Raw genomic sequence first — 14,495 nt, forward strand, 5'->3', positions numbered from 1 at the left:
CCAGGTTGGCGTCCCGTTCGCGGATCTCGTGACCTCGGGGTTCAAGGTTTGTCGAAGGTCTGGACAAGCCGGCATCGCAATGATCAAGCCAATCGGCACCGACCGAAGGGCCGGAGCGAGCGATGCAGAGGAGTGCGACGGACATGACACGAGCCCTTGCCAGGCGGGTACTACTGCCGCTGACGGTGGCGCTGACCGCGATCCTGGCCACCACGAACCCGGCGGCTGCCGCTGGCAACGACGACTACACGGTCTACACCGGCCAGTCGGGCGGCGCAGTCGACTTCATCGACTACGGCCCCGGCGCGGCCGGCGGCGGTAACAACGACGACTATCTGGTCATCCGCGACATCGCCGCCGATGGCCACGGGGTGCAGGTCTGGGCGTGGCTGCACGGGAAGTACCTCGGCACGAAGTACAACGGCAACGGCGCGTGGACTTCGGTCATCTACGACCCGTACACGATCTTCCCGAACAACGTCGCGAAGAACGAGGTCATCGGGCTCAAGATCTGCCTGGTCGACGGGATGGACAACCTGATCCAGCCGAGCTGTTCGAGTCTTGAATGGCCCAGCATCGACGGCTGACCGGACGAACAGGGCCGCGGGTCGACGCCCTTCGGAGGTCCGTGGGTACTCCGAATGGCGCCGGCTCTCCCACCGGTCAGCGACACCGCGTTCAGGCGGCCGTCAGCCGCCGACCCACCGCAGGCCGACAGAGACCTGCATGCCGGTCTGAATCGTCTGGGCGGCGGCGTCAGCCCACCACCTGGACGTGCTCCGCGCCCTGCGCTGAGAACCACGCCTCCAGTTCAGCGCCGCCGAGGGACCGGGTCGCTTCCTCATCGACGAGGACCGGGCCGACGACGGCGCCCTTCGCGCCCTCGAACTGGCAGCCGAACATCCTCGTGCCGGTCAGCACCGTCGGCATGCTCGTGCCGCCGAGCGTGCACCAGCGCAGGCTGGCCAGCTCAAGGTTGGCGTCGCGCAGATCGGTCTTGTAGAGCGTGGCGGAGTTGAGAATGGCGTGGCGGAGATCCGCCCCTTTGAGAACGGCATCGTCGAGCTGCGCCGTGAACAGCCGAGCCGAACAGAAGACCGCCCTACCGGCCGAGCAACCCGCCATTTCCGCCTTGGCCAGGTCGGCGCGGGAGAAATCCGCGCCTGCACGTCGGCGTTGGTCAGGTTGGCGTCGCCGAGGTTGGCCTCCTCGAATCGGACACCGGCCAGGTGGGAATTGGCGAGATAAGCGCCGGCCAGATCGAGCCGGCTGAGGTCCGCCCCGCGAAAATCAAGAAGATCCCCGGAGAGGTACGCCGTGGCCGAAGCGTCGGCGAACCACTCCTGGAGCGCTTTCCGCGCGTCCGGGCTGTCCGGCCAGCGGATCACTTCGTCACCGGCCCGCTTGTACCTGCTCATTATCGACACCACCTTGCCGTCCGACTCCGACCTCGGCCTCGATGCGGAACTTGGCGTGAGCTGGCGAGGTCAGGCGCGGGCGCGGGCCCAGGAGAGGAAGCGGTCGGTCAGCCGGGCCGGGTCGACGTCGGTGAGGTGTTCGCCGGCCTCAGCCTGGAGCGTCGCCAGGTAGACGGTCAACGCGAGCCGGTCGTGCCGGTATTCGCCGAGCAGCCGCAGCTTCGCCGCCGAGCAGGGCCAGGCGATGCCGCACGCGGCACAGCGCCAGGTCGGTCGGGTCGGCAGGTGGTTCCGGTAGCGGCGGCGGGGCATCGGCGGATCTCCTTCGCGCTGGACGGGGGCCGCCCCGCCTCCCCGTCGGGGCGACCCCGGACTGACGCAGACCGCCGGGCTCCTGCGCCTCCACCGGCCACGCCGTCTTCTGTGGACCACCCTTGGGGGAGTTACGAGACAGATACACCGCGTAGCGATATGGTTCCCAGATATTCAGGACATCCAATGGAGGAGCCGTGAACGACGCGCTTCGGGTGGCACTCAGCGACACCGGGCACACCACCGAATCCCTCGCCGAGACCGTCGGCGTCGACCCGAAGACCGTGGGGCGCTGGTTGACCGAGGACCGCATCCCGCATCCACGCCACCGGCTGGCGGCAGCGGAGGCTCTACACAAGGACGTGTCGGACATCTGGCCGGACACTTCAAGACGTCGTGATCCCATTTGGTTTCGTCCCTGGCAGGAGATCGAGCGCGAGGCGGTGTCGCTTCGGTCGTACGAATCGACAGTTCTGCCGGGGTTGCTCCAGACCGAGGCGTACGCCCGCGCGGTGCTGGGCGACGCGGGCCTGATCCCCCGGGGTGAGATCGAGCGCCACCTCGCGGTCCGGCTCGGCCGGCAGGGCATCCTCAAGCGGGACGACCCGCCGCAGTTCACGGCGGTCGTCGATGAGGCGGTCATCCGCCGTCCGGTGGGCGGCCGGTCGACGATGCGGGAGCAACTGCTGGCCGTGGCGGCGGCGTGCGTCGAGCCGCACATCCGGGTGCACGTGGTGCCCAGCACTGTCGGCGCCTATGCCGGCCTCAACGGACCTTTCGTGATCGCGCACAGCCACGACCACCGGGTCGCCGGCTACCTCGACAACCAACTCCAGGGACAAGTGGCTAGCGACCCAGAGGACATCGCGGCCATGATGGCGGCATGGGAGAACGTGCGCGGCGAGGCGTTGTCCCACTGGCAGTCGGTCGAACTCATCCAGGAAGTGGCGGAGTCATGGAGCTGAACGGCGCCCAGTGGCGCAAGAGCAGCCGCAGCAGCGGCAACGGCGGCAACTGCGTCGAGGTCGCCGACAACCTGCCCGGCGTCATCGGCGTACGGGATTCAAAGGACCCGACCGGCCCGGCGCTCGCCTTCGCGCCCACGGCCTGGCGCGCGTTCGTCAGCCAGCTCACCCGACGCACCTGACCTGCGCCCTGTCACACGCCCAATACGGCAGGGTCAGGAGCCGTCACGGAGATCACCCAGACGCTCTGCCCGGAACGTGATCTCGTCGAACGTCACGCTGCACCCCTCACCGGTCGGGGACTGGCCCGCGAAGCCGATCCGGTCGCGAGACGTGTCGGGGTCGAGGAGGAAGACGCGGATCAGCTGCCAGGTCTCACCGTCGACCGAGGCGTGGTACGCGTAGACCCCGTCGACCCGGGAGACCCGCAGCCACACCGACCGGTCGGGTACGACGAAGGCGTTCGCGTCGTCGGCGACACCTCGGCAGATGACCGACACGATCATCGGGTCTCCTGCCGGGGAGAACTCGAAGCACAGCTTGGCCCAGCGCCGCTCGTCGAGCCACAGCAGGAGCACACCGGCATCGAAGGTGGCGGCGAAGCCCACTGTGACCCGGGCGCTGAACTGGAAGTCCCCCGTCGGCAGGTCCCCGAGCAGCGTCGCAGCGTTGAGCGTCGACTCGGCGCTGACAGTGGTGGTCTTGGCCGCTTCGGCGGAGCCGGTGCTGGGGTCGATGAAGATGTCAGTGCGCTGCTGCGCCTCGACCGCCACGGTGCCGGCCGCCTCGTCGACCCGCCACAGTTCGGCGGACGAGGGCACGAGCGGGAACGGCACACCGGAGACGCTCAGTTGATTGGCCATGGCCAGGACCGTACAACCGTCGCCCTGCTCGCCGATGCCCACTCATCGAGCGGGGCCCGGCACGTCCACCCTCCGGCCGGTACCGTCCCAGGAACCGACGACGGGGAACCCGTCGTACACATGTTCTATCCACAGGCTGTGGACGGCGGAGGGATCGATGGCTTACCAGCTCAGCGCGGTGGTCGCGGACGTTGAGCTGCTCCGCGAGCAGACCGCCGGGCTGGATCACGCCGTCCTCGGCGAGCTGCGCCAGGACTTCGCGTTGCTCCCGGTCACCCCACAGTTGGTGATCGAGCTGACCGGGTCGTTGCCGGATTTCGCCACCGACGACCGCAGCGCCGCGCACCCGTTCGGCCTGGTGTTGTCGACGGCGCTGGTCGAGGTGCTGACCCGGTGGTCACAGTCGGGGCCGGTGGCCTATGTGGAGGCGGAGTTCGGTGGTGGCGTCGGCTACCAGTCGGCAGTGGTGTGGTTGGGCGGGGTGCTGTCCTGGGGCCCGCGCTTCGACGACGAGTTGAGCGCGCCGCGCGAGCAGTGGCCGATCAACTGTGCGCTGAGTCAGCTCGGCGTGGAGCCCGGCACCTGGATCGACAGGTTCGCCGAACTGGGGTTGCACCTGGAGCGGAGCACCGAGGGTTGGCTGGCGCACGGCCGACGTCGACTCAGCGCCGACTACTGGGACGAACTTGTCGAACAGTGGGAGAACCAGTAATCCGGCGATCGGCAGCAACCTGAACGCTCCCGTTCCGTTGGGGACTGGGGGATTCCATGAAATTGCGACAATTTGCTTTTATCGCCACGCTTTTGACGGCTGCCTCGATCGCGGGCAGCGGCGTACCGCCAACCGGGTCGATTCCGAACGGCCGACCCGCCGGCAACGTGGAGATCATCGACCTGAACGGCCTGCGCAACATCGAGTTCGGAGCCACCGAGGACGAGTTGACCCGACGCGGCATCCTGCGTACCAGCCTGGACGCCTGCGGGCCGATGCTCGCCGGCCACGACACTGTCAGCCCGGTCTTCATGGAGGACAAACTCGTGCTGCTCTGGGTCGGCGACCCGATGCGGACACCGGAGGGCATAACGGCGGGCTCGCCCGTCGACGAGGTCTGGGACCGCTACCCGGAGGTCAGCCGGCTGCGCGCTCCACAGGGGACACACCGGCTCGACGGGTTGCTCGCCCGCAGCGGCGACCGCGCGTACCTGTTCCTGCACGACGGGCGCACTGTCCGAAAAACCATCGCCGGGTACGCGGACTGGGCCCGCCGCCTCTTCGCCGAGGGTGCGGGCCCGTGCTGAGCGGCGCGGACTCTCGCTAGCCTGAAGGCTGCCGACGGCGACCGCTCGACCACAGGCGGCGGTGCTCGAACGACGACAGCTCAGGCCGGGTCGGTGGCCCGCTCGGGCGGGCGCGCCCCGGACGCGGCGGCGAAACCGGCGAGCGCGATCTCCGCGGCCTGCCGCAGGTCTTCCCTGCTGACTCCGGCGGCGGCATGCACCGCCTGCCCCTCGGTGACGATCATGACAAAGCGGGCGAGCGCGACCGGATCGGCCTGCGCGGGTAGGTCGCCTTCGGCGACGGCGCGGGCGAGCCGGTCGGCGAGGGCAACCTCACCGCCCAGGCGGCTGCTGGCGAGGAATCCGGCGATGGGCGCGTTCTCGGTGGAGCAGCTGGTGCCGCCCTGGATCGACAGGCAACCGGCAGGTCGGTCGGTCCGGGTCACGGCGACCACGTTCTCGCGCAGCAGAGTGGCGACCACCTCGTACGCGGTCGGCTGGGCGAAGGCGTCCCGCGCGTACCCCATGTCCTTTTCGGCGTAGCGGGCCACGGCCTTGCGGAACAGCTCCTCCTTACCGCCGAAGGCGGCGTAGAGGCTGGGCTTGTTGATCCCCATCGCCTCGGTGAGGTCGCTCACCGAAGCGCCTTCGTACCCCTGACGCCAGAACACCTCCACCGCGCGCTCCAGCGCCTCGTCGGCGTCGAAGCCCCGCGGTCGACCTCGCTGCGGCACAGCCCACCACCCCTTCTCCGCCCATCCTACCGGCAATGAAAACCGATCGGTACAGAAATTTGCGGACGCGGTCGGCGGTTGCTACGGTCGGATACGTACCGCTCGGTACAGAATTCGCTGGATCGGCCGCACCACCACACCCCAACGGAGGAGATCCATCGTGGGACAGCTCGACGGCAAGACCGCCCTCGTCACCGGGGGCACCACGGGCATCGGCCTGGCCGCCGCCCGCCGCTTCGCCGCCGAAGGCGCGTACGTCTTCGTCACCGGCCGCCGCAAGGGCCCGGTGGACGAGGCAGTGGCCAGCATCGGCGCGAACGTCACAGGCATCGCCAGCGATGTCAGCAAGCTCGACGACCTGGACCGGGTGATGCGGGCGATCGAGGAACGGGGCGCGGGGCTGGACGTGGTGTTCGCCAACGCCGGCGGTGGTGAGTTCCGCTCACTCGACTCGATCACGGTCGAGCACGTCACCAACACCTTCGACACCAACATCTACGGCACCATCTTCACAGTGCAGAAGGCCCTGCCCCTGCTCAACGAGGGCGCGTCGATAGTGCTCACCGGCTCGACGGCCGCCAGCAACGGCACCCCGGCGTTCAGCGTCTACGCCGCGTCCAAGGCGGCCATCCGCTCGTTCGGCCGCACCTGGGCCGCCGAGCTGATCGGCCGGAAGATCCGGGTCAACACCCTGGTCCCCGGCTCGACCGAAACCCCCGGGCTCGCCGGCCTCGCGCCAAGCCCCGCGGAGGCCCCCGGGTTGCTCCAGGCCATCGCCTCGGGCGTGCCCATGCAGCGCATGGCACACCCGGACGAGATCGCCAACGCCGCGCTCTTCCTCGCCTCCGACCAGAGCAGCTTCATGACCGGCGGCGAACTGTTCGTCGACGGCGGCGAGCAGCAGCTCTGAACGCGAAAACGCCCGGTCGATCCTCACGGATCGACCGGGCGTTTCTGCATTTCAGAGCGGTGGCGGAGGGATTTGAACCCTCGGAGGGCGTTAACCCTCACACGCTTTCGAGGCGTGCTCCTTAGGCCGCTCGGACACGCCACCGCCGACGAGGGTACAGGACCGCCGGTTCCGACGCCGAACCGGTATCGCCCGGGCCGGCCTGGCAGGATCTTTGCCATGAGTACGCACATCGGCGCGAAGCCGGGCGAGATCGCCGAGCGGGTCCTGATGCCGGGTGACCCCCTGCGGGCCAAGTGGATCGCGGAGACCTACCTCGAGGGCGCCACCTGCTACTCGACGGTTCGGGGCATGCTGGGCTTCACCGGCCGCTGGAACGGCGTCGAGGTTTCCGTCCAGGGCTCCGGCATGGGCATGCCGTCGGCCTCCATCTACGCCCACGAGTTGATCAACGAGTACGGCGTGAAGACGCTGATCCGGGTCGGCTCCTGTGGCGCCCTCAGCACCGACCTGCAACTGCGGGACGTGGTGGCGGCGATCGGGTCGTCCACCGACTCGAACATGAACCGGATGCGCTTCGACGGGCTGATCGACTACGCCCCGGTGGCCGACTTCGGGCTGCTGCGTACGTCGGTCGAAGTGGCCGAGCGGCGCGGCATCACCATGCACGTGGGGCCGATCCTGGCGGCGGACGCCTTCTACACCGACCGGCCGGACCTGTACGACACCCTCGCCGACTACGGCGTGCTGGCGGTGGAGATGGAGTCGGCGGCGCTCTACACGATCGCCGCCCGGTTCAAGGCCCGCGCGCTGACCGTGTTGACCGTCAGCGACCACATCAAGACCGGCGAGAAGACCACCTCCGAGGAGCGCGAGCAGACCTTCAGCCAGATGGTCGAGATCGCCCTCGACACGATCATCGCCTGACCCGTCCGACCGGCCGGGCAACACCGCGGAGAGCGTGATGACTGGGAGACATCTTGATGTCTCACAGTCATCACGCTCTTTCGCGTCCGACGCCCGACCGTAGAAGGCCACCGCCGCCACCGCGGGCCACCGCCGCCACCGAAGGCCACTGCGGGCCGCAGGAAGTCAGACGGCGGCCAACGCCTCGGTCGGCGACAGGCGGGCGGCCCGCACCGCCGGATAGAGGCCGGCGAAGCCGCCGATGACGAGTGTCGCGCCCACCCCGCCGAGCATCGCCCAGGCTGGCACCACCGTCGGCCAGTCCTGCGACAGCGCGTACCCCGCCGTGACCAGGATGCCCAGCAGCACCCCACCGATCCCGCCGAGCGCGGAGAGCAGCAGCGACTCGGTGAGGAACTGGGCCCGTACCTGACCGCGGGTCGCGCCCAGTGACCGGCGCAGGCCGATCTCGGCTCGTCGTTCCAGCACCGAGATCACCATGGTGTTCGCCACGCCGACCCCACCGACCAGCAGGGCGACCGCGCCCAGGCCCAGCAACAGGCCGGTGAACGCGTCGTCGGTCGCCTCGGCGGCGGCCAGCGCGTCCGAGGGCCGGGACACCTCTACCTCGTTCGGCGCCTCCGGGTTGGTGGTCGCGCCGAGCACTGATCGGACCGCCTCGACCTGCGACTCCTGCGCCCGGGTGTAGACGGTGGTCGGATGACCGTCGAAGCCCAGGTATTCGGCCGCCGCCGCCCAGCCGACCAACGCCGACGTGTCCAACTCCGGGGCGAGCGGTGCGGCAGCGAGGGTGCCGACCACCGTGAACGGACGCCCACCCACCCACACCTGCACCTGCGGGTCCGCCGAGGTTATCCCGAGCCGCTGCGCGGCGGTGGCGCCGAGCACGACCGCCGGGTAGCGGGCGGTCGCCTCGTTGAGCCAGGTGCCGGTGGTCACCTCGGCTCCCACGGTGCCGAGCAGGTCCAGCCGGGCCGCCCGGGTGGCGATGCCACCGGTCTCCGCCGCCGGGATCCGGTCCGAGCGGTACACCTTGGCGTCGGGCACCTGCCCGGTCGCGGACACCTCCGTCACCGGGCCGATCCGCCCGATCATCGCGATCGACTCCTCGGGCAGTTGCGCGTCCGCGCCGAACAGTGTGGCCCCCGGCTCGACAGTGAGCAGGTTGGTGCCGAGCGCGTCGAGCGCCCGGTCCAGCTCGGCCCGGGACGACGAGGAGATGCCGACCACCGCGATCATCGCGGCGATGCCGATCGCGATGCCCAACGCGGAGAGAAACGCCCGCAGCGGACGGGTCCGCAGCCCCACCCCACCGACGCGCACGACGTCCGCCGGCCGCAGTCGGGCCGGGGTCAGCGTCGCCATCAGCCGACCCCGCCCGACGCGAGGGCCGAGTCGTGCCGCACCGCGCCGTCGCGCATCCGCACCTGCCGGGGCAGGCTTCCCGCGATCTCCCGATCATGGGTGATCACCACGACTGTGGTGCCGGCCCGGTGCAGATCGTGCAGCAACTCCAACACCCCGGCACCGGAGTGGGAGTCCAGGTTGCCCGTCGGCTCGTCGGCGAGCAGCACCGCCGGCTCGCCGACCACAGCGCGGGCCACCGCCACCCGCTGCCGTTCCCCGCCGGACAGCTCGTGCGGCCGGTGCCCCAACCGGTGGCCCAGGCCGACCCGGACCAACGCGGCCTCCGCACGGTCCCGCCGCCGCCGCAGCGGTACGCCGGAGTAGAGCAACCCGTCGGCCACGTTGTCCACGACCGGGACGCCGGGAGCCAGGTGGAACTGCTGGAAGACGAAGCCGATCCGGGTGGCCCGCAGCGCTGACAACTCCCGGTCGGTCAGCTTCGCCGCGTCGTACCCGTCGATGAGCACGCTGCCCGACGACGGCCGGTCCAGGGTGCCGATCAGGTGCAGCATCGTCGACTTGCCCGATCCGGATGGGCCGACGATCGCTACCAACTCGCCGTGACCGATCCGCAGCGACACGTCGTCCAACGCGACGACGCCGCCGGCGTACCGCTTGCTGACCCGGTCGAGCACTATCACCTCGCCGCTCACGTCGGCACCACCACGGTCGTGCCCTCGGTGAGGCCCGTACCGGTGACCTCCACCCGGCCGTCGGCGAACAACCCGGTGGTCACCGCGAGGACCCGGCTCGCGTCGCCATCGGCGACCTGGACGCCGTAGCCGCCCTCGGCCAGCGCCAACAGGGCCGCCACCGGCACTGTGAGCACGTCGCGGCGCTCCGACACGGTGAACGTGACGTCCGCGCTGGCCTTGTCGAAGCCGGTGAGGGCCTTCGGGTCGGTCACCGCGACTGTCACCTCGATCTTCGTCTCGGCGTCGCCGGCCTGCCCGTTGGCACCGGTCGCGCCGGCCTGGACGACGGTCTCGACAGTGCTGACAGTGCCCGCCACCGACCGTCCGTCCGGCAACCGCACGGTGACCTTCGCGTCGCGCTTGGCCAACCGCTGGTCGTCCACGTCCAACTCGACTGTGACGACCCGGCTGGTGCCGGTGTAGGTCAGCACCGCCTGCCCGGGCTGGGTGAGGTCGCCGACGTCGACCTGGTGGCTCTCCACCCGGACCTCCCGGTCGGCGTACACGACCCGCCCCGGCTCGACCCGACCGTTCTCGGTCAGGCCCAGGTCCTCCTGCCAGTCCCGGACGGCGTCAGCGGTGGCGCCGGTGTACTCGTCGTCGACGGTGAAGCCGGTGTAGCCCAACGCTTCGAGGTTCTTCTCGAACTGCGCGACGTCGGGCCCCTCCACCCCGGGGGCGAGGGTCCGGTACGCGGGCAACCCGCCGTAGAGCAGCACCACCTCCTCGTTGTCGACCAGGTAGAGCGCCCTGCCCCGTCGTACCGTCGACCCGGTGGCTGCCAGCGCGGTGACGGTGCCGCTGAGCTTCGCCGTGGCGGTACGCGTCGCGCCGTACCCCAGCTCACCGTCCGCGGTCTCCGAGTCGGCGAGGGTCTGCCGGGTGACGGTGGCGGTGGCGGTTGGCGCGCCGCCGGCCTGGGCGCGGCCCCCGTCGGCGCTGCCGTCGAAACCCACCGCGGCGATCACGCCCACGGCGGCGACCAGCAGGACGACGCCGCCGGTGACGGCGGCGCGCAGCCGCGAACGTCGGATGGCGCCGGTCACCGGCCACCTCCGAACTGCGGCGCGTGCTGCCGGCACTTCTCCAGCGCGGCCTTCATGGCCGGGTCGCCGATGTTGATCGCGTTGCCGCCCGCCCCGATGCGGACCCGCCCGTCGGCGTCCGGGTCCGGGAAGTCCGGCACCCCGTTCTCCCGCATGCACTTGGCCAGCGTCCGCATCTGCTCGGCCTGCTCGGGGTTGAGCTGCGGTCCCTGCCCGCCGTTGGGCAGCTTGTCCTGGCACTTCTCCATGGCCGCCTGGACCTTCTGCTGATCCACGTCCGCCCCGAGCCGGAAGCCGGGACGGCCGCCCGGCTCCGGGTCGGGCATGTCCACGCCGTTCTCCCGCATGCACCGCGCGAAGGCGAGTTGCCGCTCCGAATCGCTGACCGGCGTGCCACTCGCCGCGGTCTCGGCCTTCGCCCCGCCGGCGGTCGCGACCCCGCCGCCATCGTCGCCTCCCGCGCCGCACCCGGACAGCGCCAGGGCGAGCAGGACGGGGATCGCAAGCATCTGTCGTCGCATGGTGTCCGCTTCCGCTCAGGTCCGGCGCGGTTCGCCGAACGTGACACCCAGTGCAGGGCAGCGGGCGTATCCCCGGCGTTACCGTCGGCGGTTATGCCGGCGTTACCGCACCCCGAGCACCATGGAGGGGTGAGAGTGCTGGTGGTCGAGGACGAGAACGTGCTGGCCGACGCGATCGCCGAGTGGTTACGTCGGGAGTCGTTCGCTGTCGACGTGGCGTACGACGGGGACGCCGCCCTGGAACGGCTCGGCGTCAACGAGTACGCGGTGGTGGTCCTGGACCGGGACCTGCCGGTGGTGCACGGCGACGACGTGTGCCGGGCGATAGTGGACGCGGGCGGGGAGACCCGGGTGCTGATGTTGACCGCGTCGGCGGCCGTCCGGGAACGGGTGGCGGGGTTGGCGCTCGGTGCCGACGACTACCTGACCAAGCCGTTCGCCCTGGTCGAGCTGTCGGCCCGGGTGCACGCGCTGACCCGCCGGTCCCGCCCGGCGGCACCGCCGACACTGCGTCGCGCCGGCATCCAGCTCGACCCGGCCCGACACGAGGTACGCCGCGACGACAGGCACGTGGCGCTGTCCCGCAAGGAGTTCGCGGTGCTCGCCGAACTGCTGCGCGCCGAAGGCGCTGTGGTCTCCGCCGAGGACCTGCTGGAACGCGCCTGGGACGAGCACATCGACCCGTTCACCAACGTGGTCCGGGTGACAGTCATGAAGCTGCGCCGCAAACTCGGCGACCCGCCGGTGATCGAGACGGTCCCCGGGGCGGGGTACCAGATCCGATGAAACGCCTCACGATCCGCGCCCGGCTCACCCTCATCTACGGCGGGCTCTTCCTGCTGGCTGGCGTGGTCCTGCTCGCCGTCACGTACGTGCTGGTGGATCAGCGGATGGCGCAGCCGTTCGGGGTGAGCCTGCGGGACCTGCCGAAGACCGCCCCCACGACGCCCAGCGGGCAGAACGTCGACAACCTGCGCGCCCTGTTGCAGGAGGTGCAGGACGAGGCGAAGCGCAACGCGTTGGAGTCGCTGCTCACCCAGGGCGGTATCGCGTTGATCGTGGTGTCGGCGGTGGCGATCGCGTTCGGCTGGCTGCTCGCCGGTCGGGCGTTGCAGCCCCTGCTCCAGATCACCGGTACGGCCCGCCGGATCGCCGGAGCGGACACCGCCGGCCGTGGTCTGCACGAGCGGATCGCGCTCACCGGCCCTCCCGACGAGGTACGCGAACTCGCCGACACCTTCGACGAGATGCTGGAACGGCTGGACCGCTCCTTTGACGGGCAGCGCCGGTTCGTGGCGAACGCCTCGCATGAGCTGCGTACGCCGCTGGCGCTCAACCGTGCCCTGGTGGAGCTGGCGGTCACCCGCCCGGACGCCTCGGCGGAGACCCGGCGACTGGGCGAGTCGCTGTTGGCGGTCAACGAACGCCACGAGCGGCTGATCGACGGTCTGCTGACCCTTGCCGACTCGGAGAACGAGCTGACCGAGCGTACGCCGGTCGACCTGGCCGAGGTCTGCGCGCACACTACCGAGCAGGCCGGGAAGCAGGCACCCGGCGTGCCGGTTCGGCGGGCCCTGGCCCCGGCGCTGACCAGCGGCGATCCGGTGCTGTTGGAGCGGCTCACGTTCAACCTGGTGGAGAACGCGTTGCGCCACAACCTGCCCGCCGACGGTTGGGTGGAGGTGCGCACCGGGCTGGTCGACGGCCGGCCCACCCTCACCGTGACCAACACCGGCCCGGTCATTCCCGGCTACGACGTCGAGACGATGTTCCAGCCCTTCCGTCGGCTGTCACGTGAGCGGGTCGTCGGCGCGCGGGGCTTCGGGCTGGGGCTGTCCATCGTCCGCGCGGTGGCCCGGGCGCACGGCGGCACCGCCGAGGCGCAGCCCCGCCCGGACGGCGGTCTGATCGTCACTGTCACCCTGCCGCCGCCCTGACCGGCGACCGCCTCAGCGGAAGAACGCGCGCAGGACGGTGGCGTTCTCGGCCTCCAGCACCCCGCCGTAGACCTCGGGGCGGTGGTTGAGCCGGCGGTCCCGCAGCACGTCCCAGAGTGATCCGGCCGCGCCGGTCTTGGGCTCCCACGCGCCGAACACGACTGTGGAGACCCGGGCCAGCACCAGCGCCCCGGCACACATGGTGCACGGTTCGAGGGTGACCACCAGTGTGCAGCCGTCCAGCCGCCACCGGCCGGTGCGCTCGGCGCCCCGGCGCAGGGCCAGCACCTCGGCGTGGGCGGTGGGGTCGCCGGTCAGCTCGCGCTCGTTGCGTCCGGTGGCCAACTCGGTGCCGTCCGGACCGTAGAGCACCGCCCCCACCGGCACGTCGTCGACGTCGGTGCTGACAGTGTCGTCGACTGGTGGGCCGGCGACGGCGACCTCCAGGGCGCGGCGCATCCACAGCTCGTGCCGCTGCCGTCGGCCGACCTCGCCCAGGTCGGCCAGGCCCTCGTGGGCGCCGGGCCCGGCGCGGCCCACCGCGCCGGGGGTCGGCTGGCCCGGTCGGATCGACTCCAGCGACGGATCGGTGGCGTCGGCCGGCTCAGACCTCACGCAGCTCCTCGACCTCGTCGGCGCAGCCGAGCACCTGGCAGATCTCGGCGGTGACGTCCGCCGGCATCATCCCCTCGTGGGTGCAGAGGGTGAGCAGCTTCTGCGCGGAGATGCCCAGGTTGGCCAGCAGGTCGGCCTCACCGACCGGGTCGGCTTCCGGGTCGACGACGGGCTGTTCGCTCTCCTCGTCACCGGTGCTCACCGGGCGTGGCTCGTCGTCACCGTCGAGCCCGGTGACCGAGGTCTTCAGGTCACCGACCAGCAGCGCCCCGAGCTGTGACTCCTCGGCGTACGCGGAGTCCGAACCGAACACCCGCAGGTCCTCGCCCTCGTCGAGGCGCAGAATCACCAGGTAGGCGTCGTCGGCCTCGACGAAGAGCAGCGACACGTCGGCCTCCTGGTCGACGTCACGCAGCCGGTCGGCAACCTCGTCGATGTCGGTGGCGCCACGCAAGCTGACCTCGGCGGCGGTCCAGCCACTGTCGTCGCGCACCACGGCCGCAGCGAAGTACGACACGGTCCCCCCAATAGCCCTCGACACAGCGTCGACTCGTTACGCGTGCACGTTAGCCGGTCGGGTCGGCAGGCGACCCGTCAACGCCCCGAAGGGCGGGTCATTCCTGACAAAGTCGGATCAGCCGACGACTCGACGGCGGGTGGCGATGAGCTGGCGCAGACGCTCGGTGCGCTGCCGCTGGGGTCGGCTGCGCTGGCGGACCGCCCGGGCGCCCGCCAACTCGGCAAGCAATTGCAGTCGACGGCGATTGCGATCGGGATCCTGCCGGGGAGTGGTCCAGGCCATGGTCCCGAGCGTGCCGAGTCTCGGCGGCCACGTCAAGACGGCGTTCGCTACGCAGCCAACCGGGC

Annotated in this window: 20 protein-coding genes, 1 tRNA gene and 1 pseudogene; 9 read left to right on the forward strand and 13 right to left on the reverse strand. The window is 70.6% G+C overall.

Annotated elements, in window-relative coordinates:
* Positions 1-143: 143 nt before the first annotated feature.
* Positions 144-587, forward strand: coding sequence for a hypothetical protein (locus MED01_RS04550; RefSeq protein WP_238667286.1), 444 nt, complete (start codon positions 144-146; stop codon positions 585-587).
* A 169-nt stretch (positions 588-756) separates the two neighbouring features.
* Here the strand turns inward: MED01_RS04550 and MED01_RS04555 are convergent, their stop codons facing one another.
* From MED01_RS04555 to MED01_RS04560, 3 genes and pseudogenes are all read right to left on the reverse strand, one after another.
* The gene (locus tag MED01_RS04555; RefSeq protein WP_308193412.1) at positions 757-1,215 is read right to left on the reverse strand and encodes a pentapeptide repeat-containing protein; all 459 of its coding nucleotides are present in this window, start codon (positions 1,213-1,215) and stop codon (positions 757-759) included.
* Positions 1,188-1,418, reverse strand: a pseudogene (locus tag MED01_RS36305) (pentapeptide repeat-containing protein); the annotation flags it as partial. The pseudogene MED01_RS36305 and the gene MED01_RS04555, both read right to left, overlap by 28 nt.
* A 69-nt stretch (positions 1,419-1,487) precedes the next feature.
* A complete protein-coding gene (locus MED01_RS04560; protein WP_238667288.1) occupies positions 1,488-1,730 on the reverse strand; it encodes a flavin reductase in 243 nt (80 codons plus the stop codon).
* A gap of 197 nt (positions 1,731-1,927) precedes the next feature.
* Between MED01_RS04560 and MED01_RS04565 the strand changes: the two genes are divergently transcribed.
* Complete coding sequence (locus MED01_RS04565; RefSeq protein ID WP_238667289.1) at positions 1,928-2,695, forward strand: helix-turn-helix domain-containing protein; 768 nt, start codon at positions 1,928-1,930, stop codon at positions 2,693-2,695.
* Complete coding sequence (locus MED01_RS04570) at positions 2,686-2,877, forward strand: DUF397 domain-containing protein (RefSeq protein WP_238667290.1); 192 nt, start codon at positions 2,686-2,688, stop codon at positions 2,875-2,877. The genes MED01_RS04565 and MED01_RS04570 overlap by 10 nt, the downstream gene beginning before the upstream one ends.
* 33 nt (positions 2,878-2,910) lie before the next feature.
* Here MED01_RS04570 and MED01_RS04575 read toward each other — a convergent pair whose 3' ends face one another.
* Positions 2,911-3,558, reverse strand: a complete 648-nt coding sequence (locus MED01_RS04575) for a DUF1349 domain-containing protein (RefSeq protein WP_238667291.1) — start codon at positions 3,556-3,558, stop codon at positions 2,911-2,913.
* A gap of 157 nt (positions 3,559-3,715) precedes the next feature.
* Between MED01_RS04575 and MED01_RS04580 the strand changes: the two genes are divergently transcribed.
* Together MED01_RS04580 and MED01_RS04585 are read left to right on the forward strand one after the other, a co-directional pair.
* The gene (locus MED01_RS04580) at positions 3,716-4,270 is read left to right on the forward strand and encodes a hypothetical protein (protein WP_238667292.1); all 555 of its coding nucleotides are present in this window, start codon (positions 3,716-3,718) and stop codon (positions 4,268-4,270) included.
* A 92-nt stretch (positions 4,271-4,362) separates the two neighbouring features.
* Positions 4,363-4,857 carry a hypothetical protein gene (locus tag MED01_RS04585; protein WP_238667293.1) on the forward strand — a complete coding sequence of 165 codons (495 nt, stop codon included), beginning with the start codon at positions 4,363-4,365 and terminating at the stop codon, positions 4,855-4,857.
* An 80-nt stretch (positions 4,858-4,937) separates the two neighbouring features.
* Here MED01_RS04585 and MED01_RS04590 read toward each other — a convergent pair whose 3' ends face one another.
* Positions 4,938-5,570: a TetR/AcrR family transcriptional regulator gene (locus tag MED01_RS04590; protein WP_238667294.1), complete on the reverse strand. Its 633-nt coding sequence runs from the start codon at positions 5,568-5,570 to the stop codon at positions 4,938-4,940.
* A 160-nt stretch (positions 5,571-5,730) separates the two neighbouring features.
* Here MED01_RS04590 and MED01_RS04595 point away from each other — a divergent pair, with 160 nt between their 5' ends.
* A complete protein-coding gene (locus tag MED01_RS04595) occupies positions 5,731-6,480 on the forward strand; it encodes an SDR family oxidoreductase (protein ID WP_238667295.1) in 750 nt (249 codons plus the stop codon).
* Positions 6,481-6,537: 57 nt separating this feature from the next.
* Here the strand turns inward: MED01_RS04595 and MED01_RS04600 are convergent.
* Positions 6,538-6,624 (reverse strand) — tRNA-Ser (locus tag MED01_RS04600).
* 75 nt (positions 6,625-6,699) lie between these two features.
* Between MED01_RS04600 and deoD the strand changes: the two genes are divergently transcribed.
* Positions 6,700-7,407 carry a purine-nucleoside phosphorylase gene (gene deoD, locus MED01_RS04605; protein WP_074315244.1) on the forward strand — a complete coding sequence of 236 codons (708 nt, stop codon included), beginning with the start codon at positions 6,700-6,702 and terminating at the stop codon, positions 7,405-7,407.
* 165 nt (positions 7,408-7,572) lie between these two features.
* On the opposite strand, the gene MED01_RS04610 is transcribed toward deoD, so the two are convergent.
* From MED01_RS04610 to MED01_RS04625, 4 genes are read right to left on the reverse strand one after another with little or no spacing between them, the layout of a single operon-like run.
* Positions 7,573-8,772 (reverse strand): ABC transporter permease, encoded by a 1,200-nt coding sequence (locus tag MED01_RS04610; protein WP_238667296.1) that lies wholly within the window; start codon positions 8,770-8,772, stop codon positions 7,573-7,575.
* Complete coding sequence (locus MED01_RS04615) at positions 8,772-9,455, reverse strand: ABC transporter ATP-binding protein (RefSeq protein WP_238667320.1); 684 nt, start codon at positions 9,453-9,455, stop codon at positions 8,772-8,774. The genes MED01_RS04610 and MED01_RS04615 overlap by 1 nt, the downstream gene beginning before the upstream one ends.
* Positions 9,456-9,463: 8 nt before the next feature.
* Positions 9,464-10,555 (reverse strand): peptidoglycan-binding protein, encoded by a 1,092-nt coding sequence (locus MED01_RS04620; protein ID WP_238667297.1) that lies wholly within the window; start codon positions 10,553-10,555, stop codon positions 9,464-9,466.
* Positions 10,552-11,064, reverse strand: a complete 513-nt coding sequence (locus tag MED01_RS04625; RefSeq protein WP_238667298.1) for a hypothetical protein — start codon at positions 11,062-11,064, stop codon at positions 10,552-10,554. Before MED01_RS04625 ends, MED01_RS04620 begins: the two co-directional genes overlap by 4 nt.
* Before the next feature lie 141 nt (positions 11,065-11,205).
* On the opposite strand from MED01_RS04625, the gene MED01_RS04630 reads away from it, so the two are divergent.
* A complete protein-coding gene (locus MED01_RS04630; RefSeq protein WP_238667299.1) occupies positions 11,206-11,862 on the forward strand; it encodes a response regulator transcription factor in 657 nt (218 codons plus the stop codon).
* Positions 11,859-13,013: a sensor histidine kinase gene (locus MED01_RS04635; RefSeq protein WP_238667300.1), complete on the forward strand. Its 1,155-nt coding sequence runs from the start codon at positions 11,859-11,861 to the stop codon at positions 13,011-13,013. The genes MED01_RS04630 and MED01_RS04635 overlap by 4 nt, the downstream gene beginning before the upstream one ends.
* Before the next feature lie 12 nt (positions 13,014-13,025).
* Here the strand turns inward: MED01_RS04635 and MED01_RS04640 are convergent, their stop codons facing one another.
* The 3 genes from MED01_RS04640 to MED01_RS04650 form a co-directional block, all read right to left on the reverse strand.
* Positions 13,026-13,472, reverse strand: a complete 447-nt coding sequence (locus tag MED01_RS04640) for a nucleoside deaminase (protein WP_238667321.1) — start codon at positions 13,470-13,472, stop codon at positions 13,026-13,028.
* 145 nt (positions 13,473-13,617) lie between these two features.
* Positions 13,618-14,145, reverse strand: coding sequence for a tRNA adenosine deaminase-associated protein (locus MED01_RS04645; protein WP_112677338.1), 528 nt, complete (start codon positions 14,143-14,145; stop codon positions 13,618-13,620).
* 117 nt (positions 14,146-14,262) lie between these two features.
* The gene (locus MED01_RS04650) at positions 14,263-14,430 is read right to left on the reverse strand and encodes a hypothetical protein (RefSeq protein ID WP_167362451.1); all 168 of its coding nucleotides are present in this window, start codon (positions 14,428-14,430) and stop codon (positions 14,263-14,265) included.
* Positions 14,431-14,495: the final 65 nt, after the last annotated feature.

The organism is Micromonospora alfalfae (assembly GCF_022230925.1).
GTDB lineage: Bacteria > Actinomycetota > Actinomycetes > Mycobacteriales > Micromonosporaceae > Micromonospora > Micromonospora alfalfae.

What these genes read in the sequence shown, in the direction of transcription:
- MED01_RS04580 (WP_238667292.1), top strand. Translation starts at nt 3,716, where the DNA reads ATGGCTTACCAGCTCAGCGCGGTGGTCGCGGACGTTGAGCTGCTCCGC.
- MED01_RS04550 (WP_238667286.1), top strand. Translation starts at nt 144, where the DNA reads ATGACACGAGCCCTTGCCAGGCGGGTACTACTGCCGCTGACGGTGGCG.
- MED01_RS04575 (WP_238667291.1), bottom strand. Translation starts at nt 3,558, where the DNA reads ATGGCCAATCAACTGAGCGTCTCCGGTGTGCCGTTCCCGCTCGTGCCC.
- deoD (WP_074315244.1), top strand. Translation starts at nt 6,700, where the DNA reads ATGAGTACGCACATCGGCGCGAAGCCGGGCGAGATCGCCGAGCGGGTC.
- MED01_RS04635 (WP_238667300.1), top strand. Translation starts at nt 11,859, where the DNA reads ATGAAACGCCTCACGATCCGCGCCCGGCTCACCCTCATCTACGGCGGG.
- MED01_RS04640 (WP_238667321.1), bottom strand. Translation starts at nt 13,472, where the DNA reads ATGCGCCGCGCCCTGGAGGTCGCCGTCGCCGGCCCACCAGTCGACGAC.
- MED01_RS04650 (WP_167362451.1), bottom strand. Translation starts at nt 14,430, where the DNA reads ATGGCCTGGACCACTCCCCGGCAGGATCCCGATCGCAATCGCCGTCGA.
- MED01_RS04610 (WP_238667296.1), bottom strand. Translation starts at nt 8,772, where the DNA reads ATGGCGACGCTGACCCCGGCCCGACTGCGGCCGGCGGACGTCGTGCGC.
- MED01_RS04560 (WP_238667288.1), bottom strand. Translation starts at nt 1,730, where the DNA reads ATGCCCCGCCGCCGCTACCGGAACCACCTGCCGACCCGACCGACCTGG.
- MED01_RS04570 (WP_238667290.1), top strand. Translation starts at nt 2,686, where the DNA reads ATGGAGCTGAACGGCGCCCAGTGGCGCAAGAGCAGCCGCAGCAGCGGC.
- MED01_RS04625 (WP_238667298.1), bottom strand. Translation starts at nt 11,064, where the DNA reads ATGCTTGCGATCCCCGTCCTGCTCGCCCTGGCGCTGTCCGGGTGCGGC.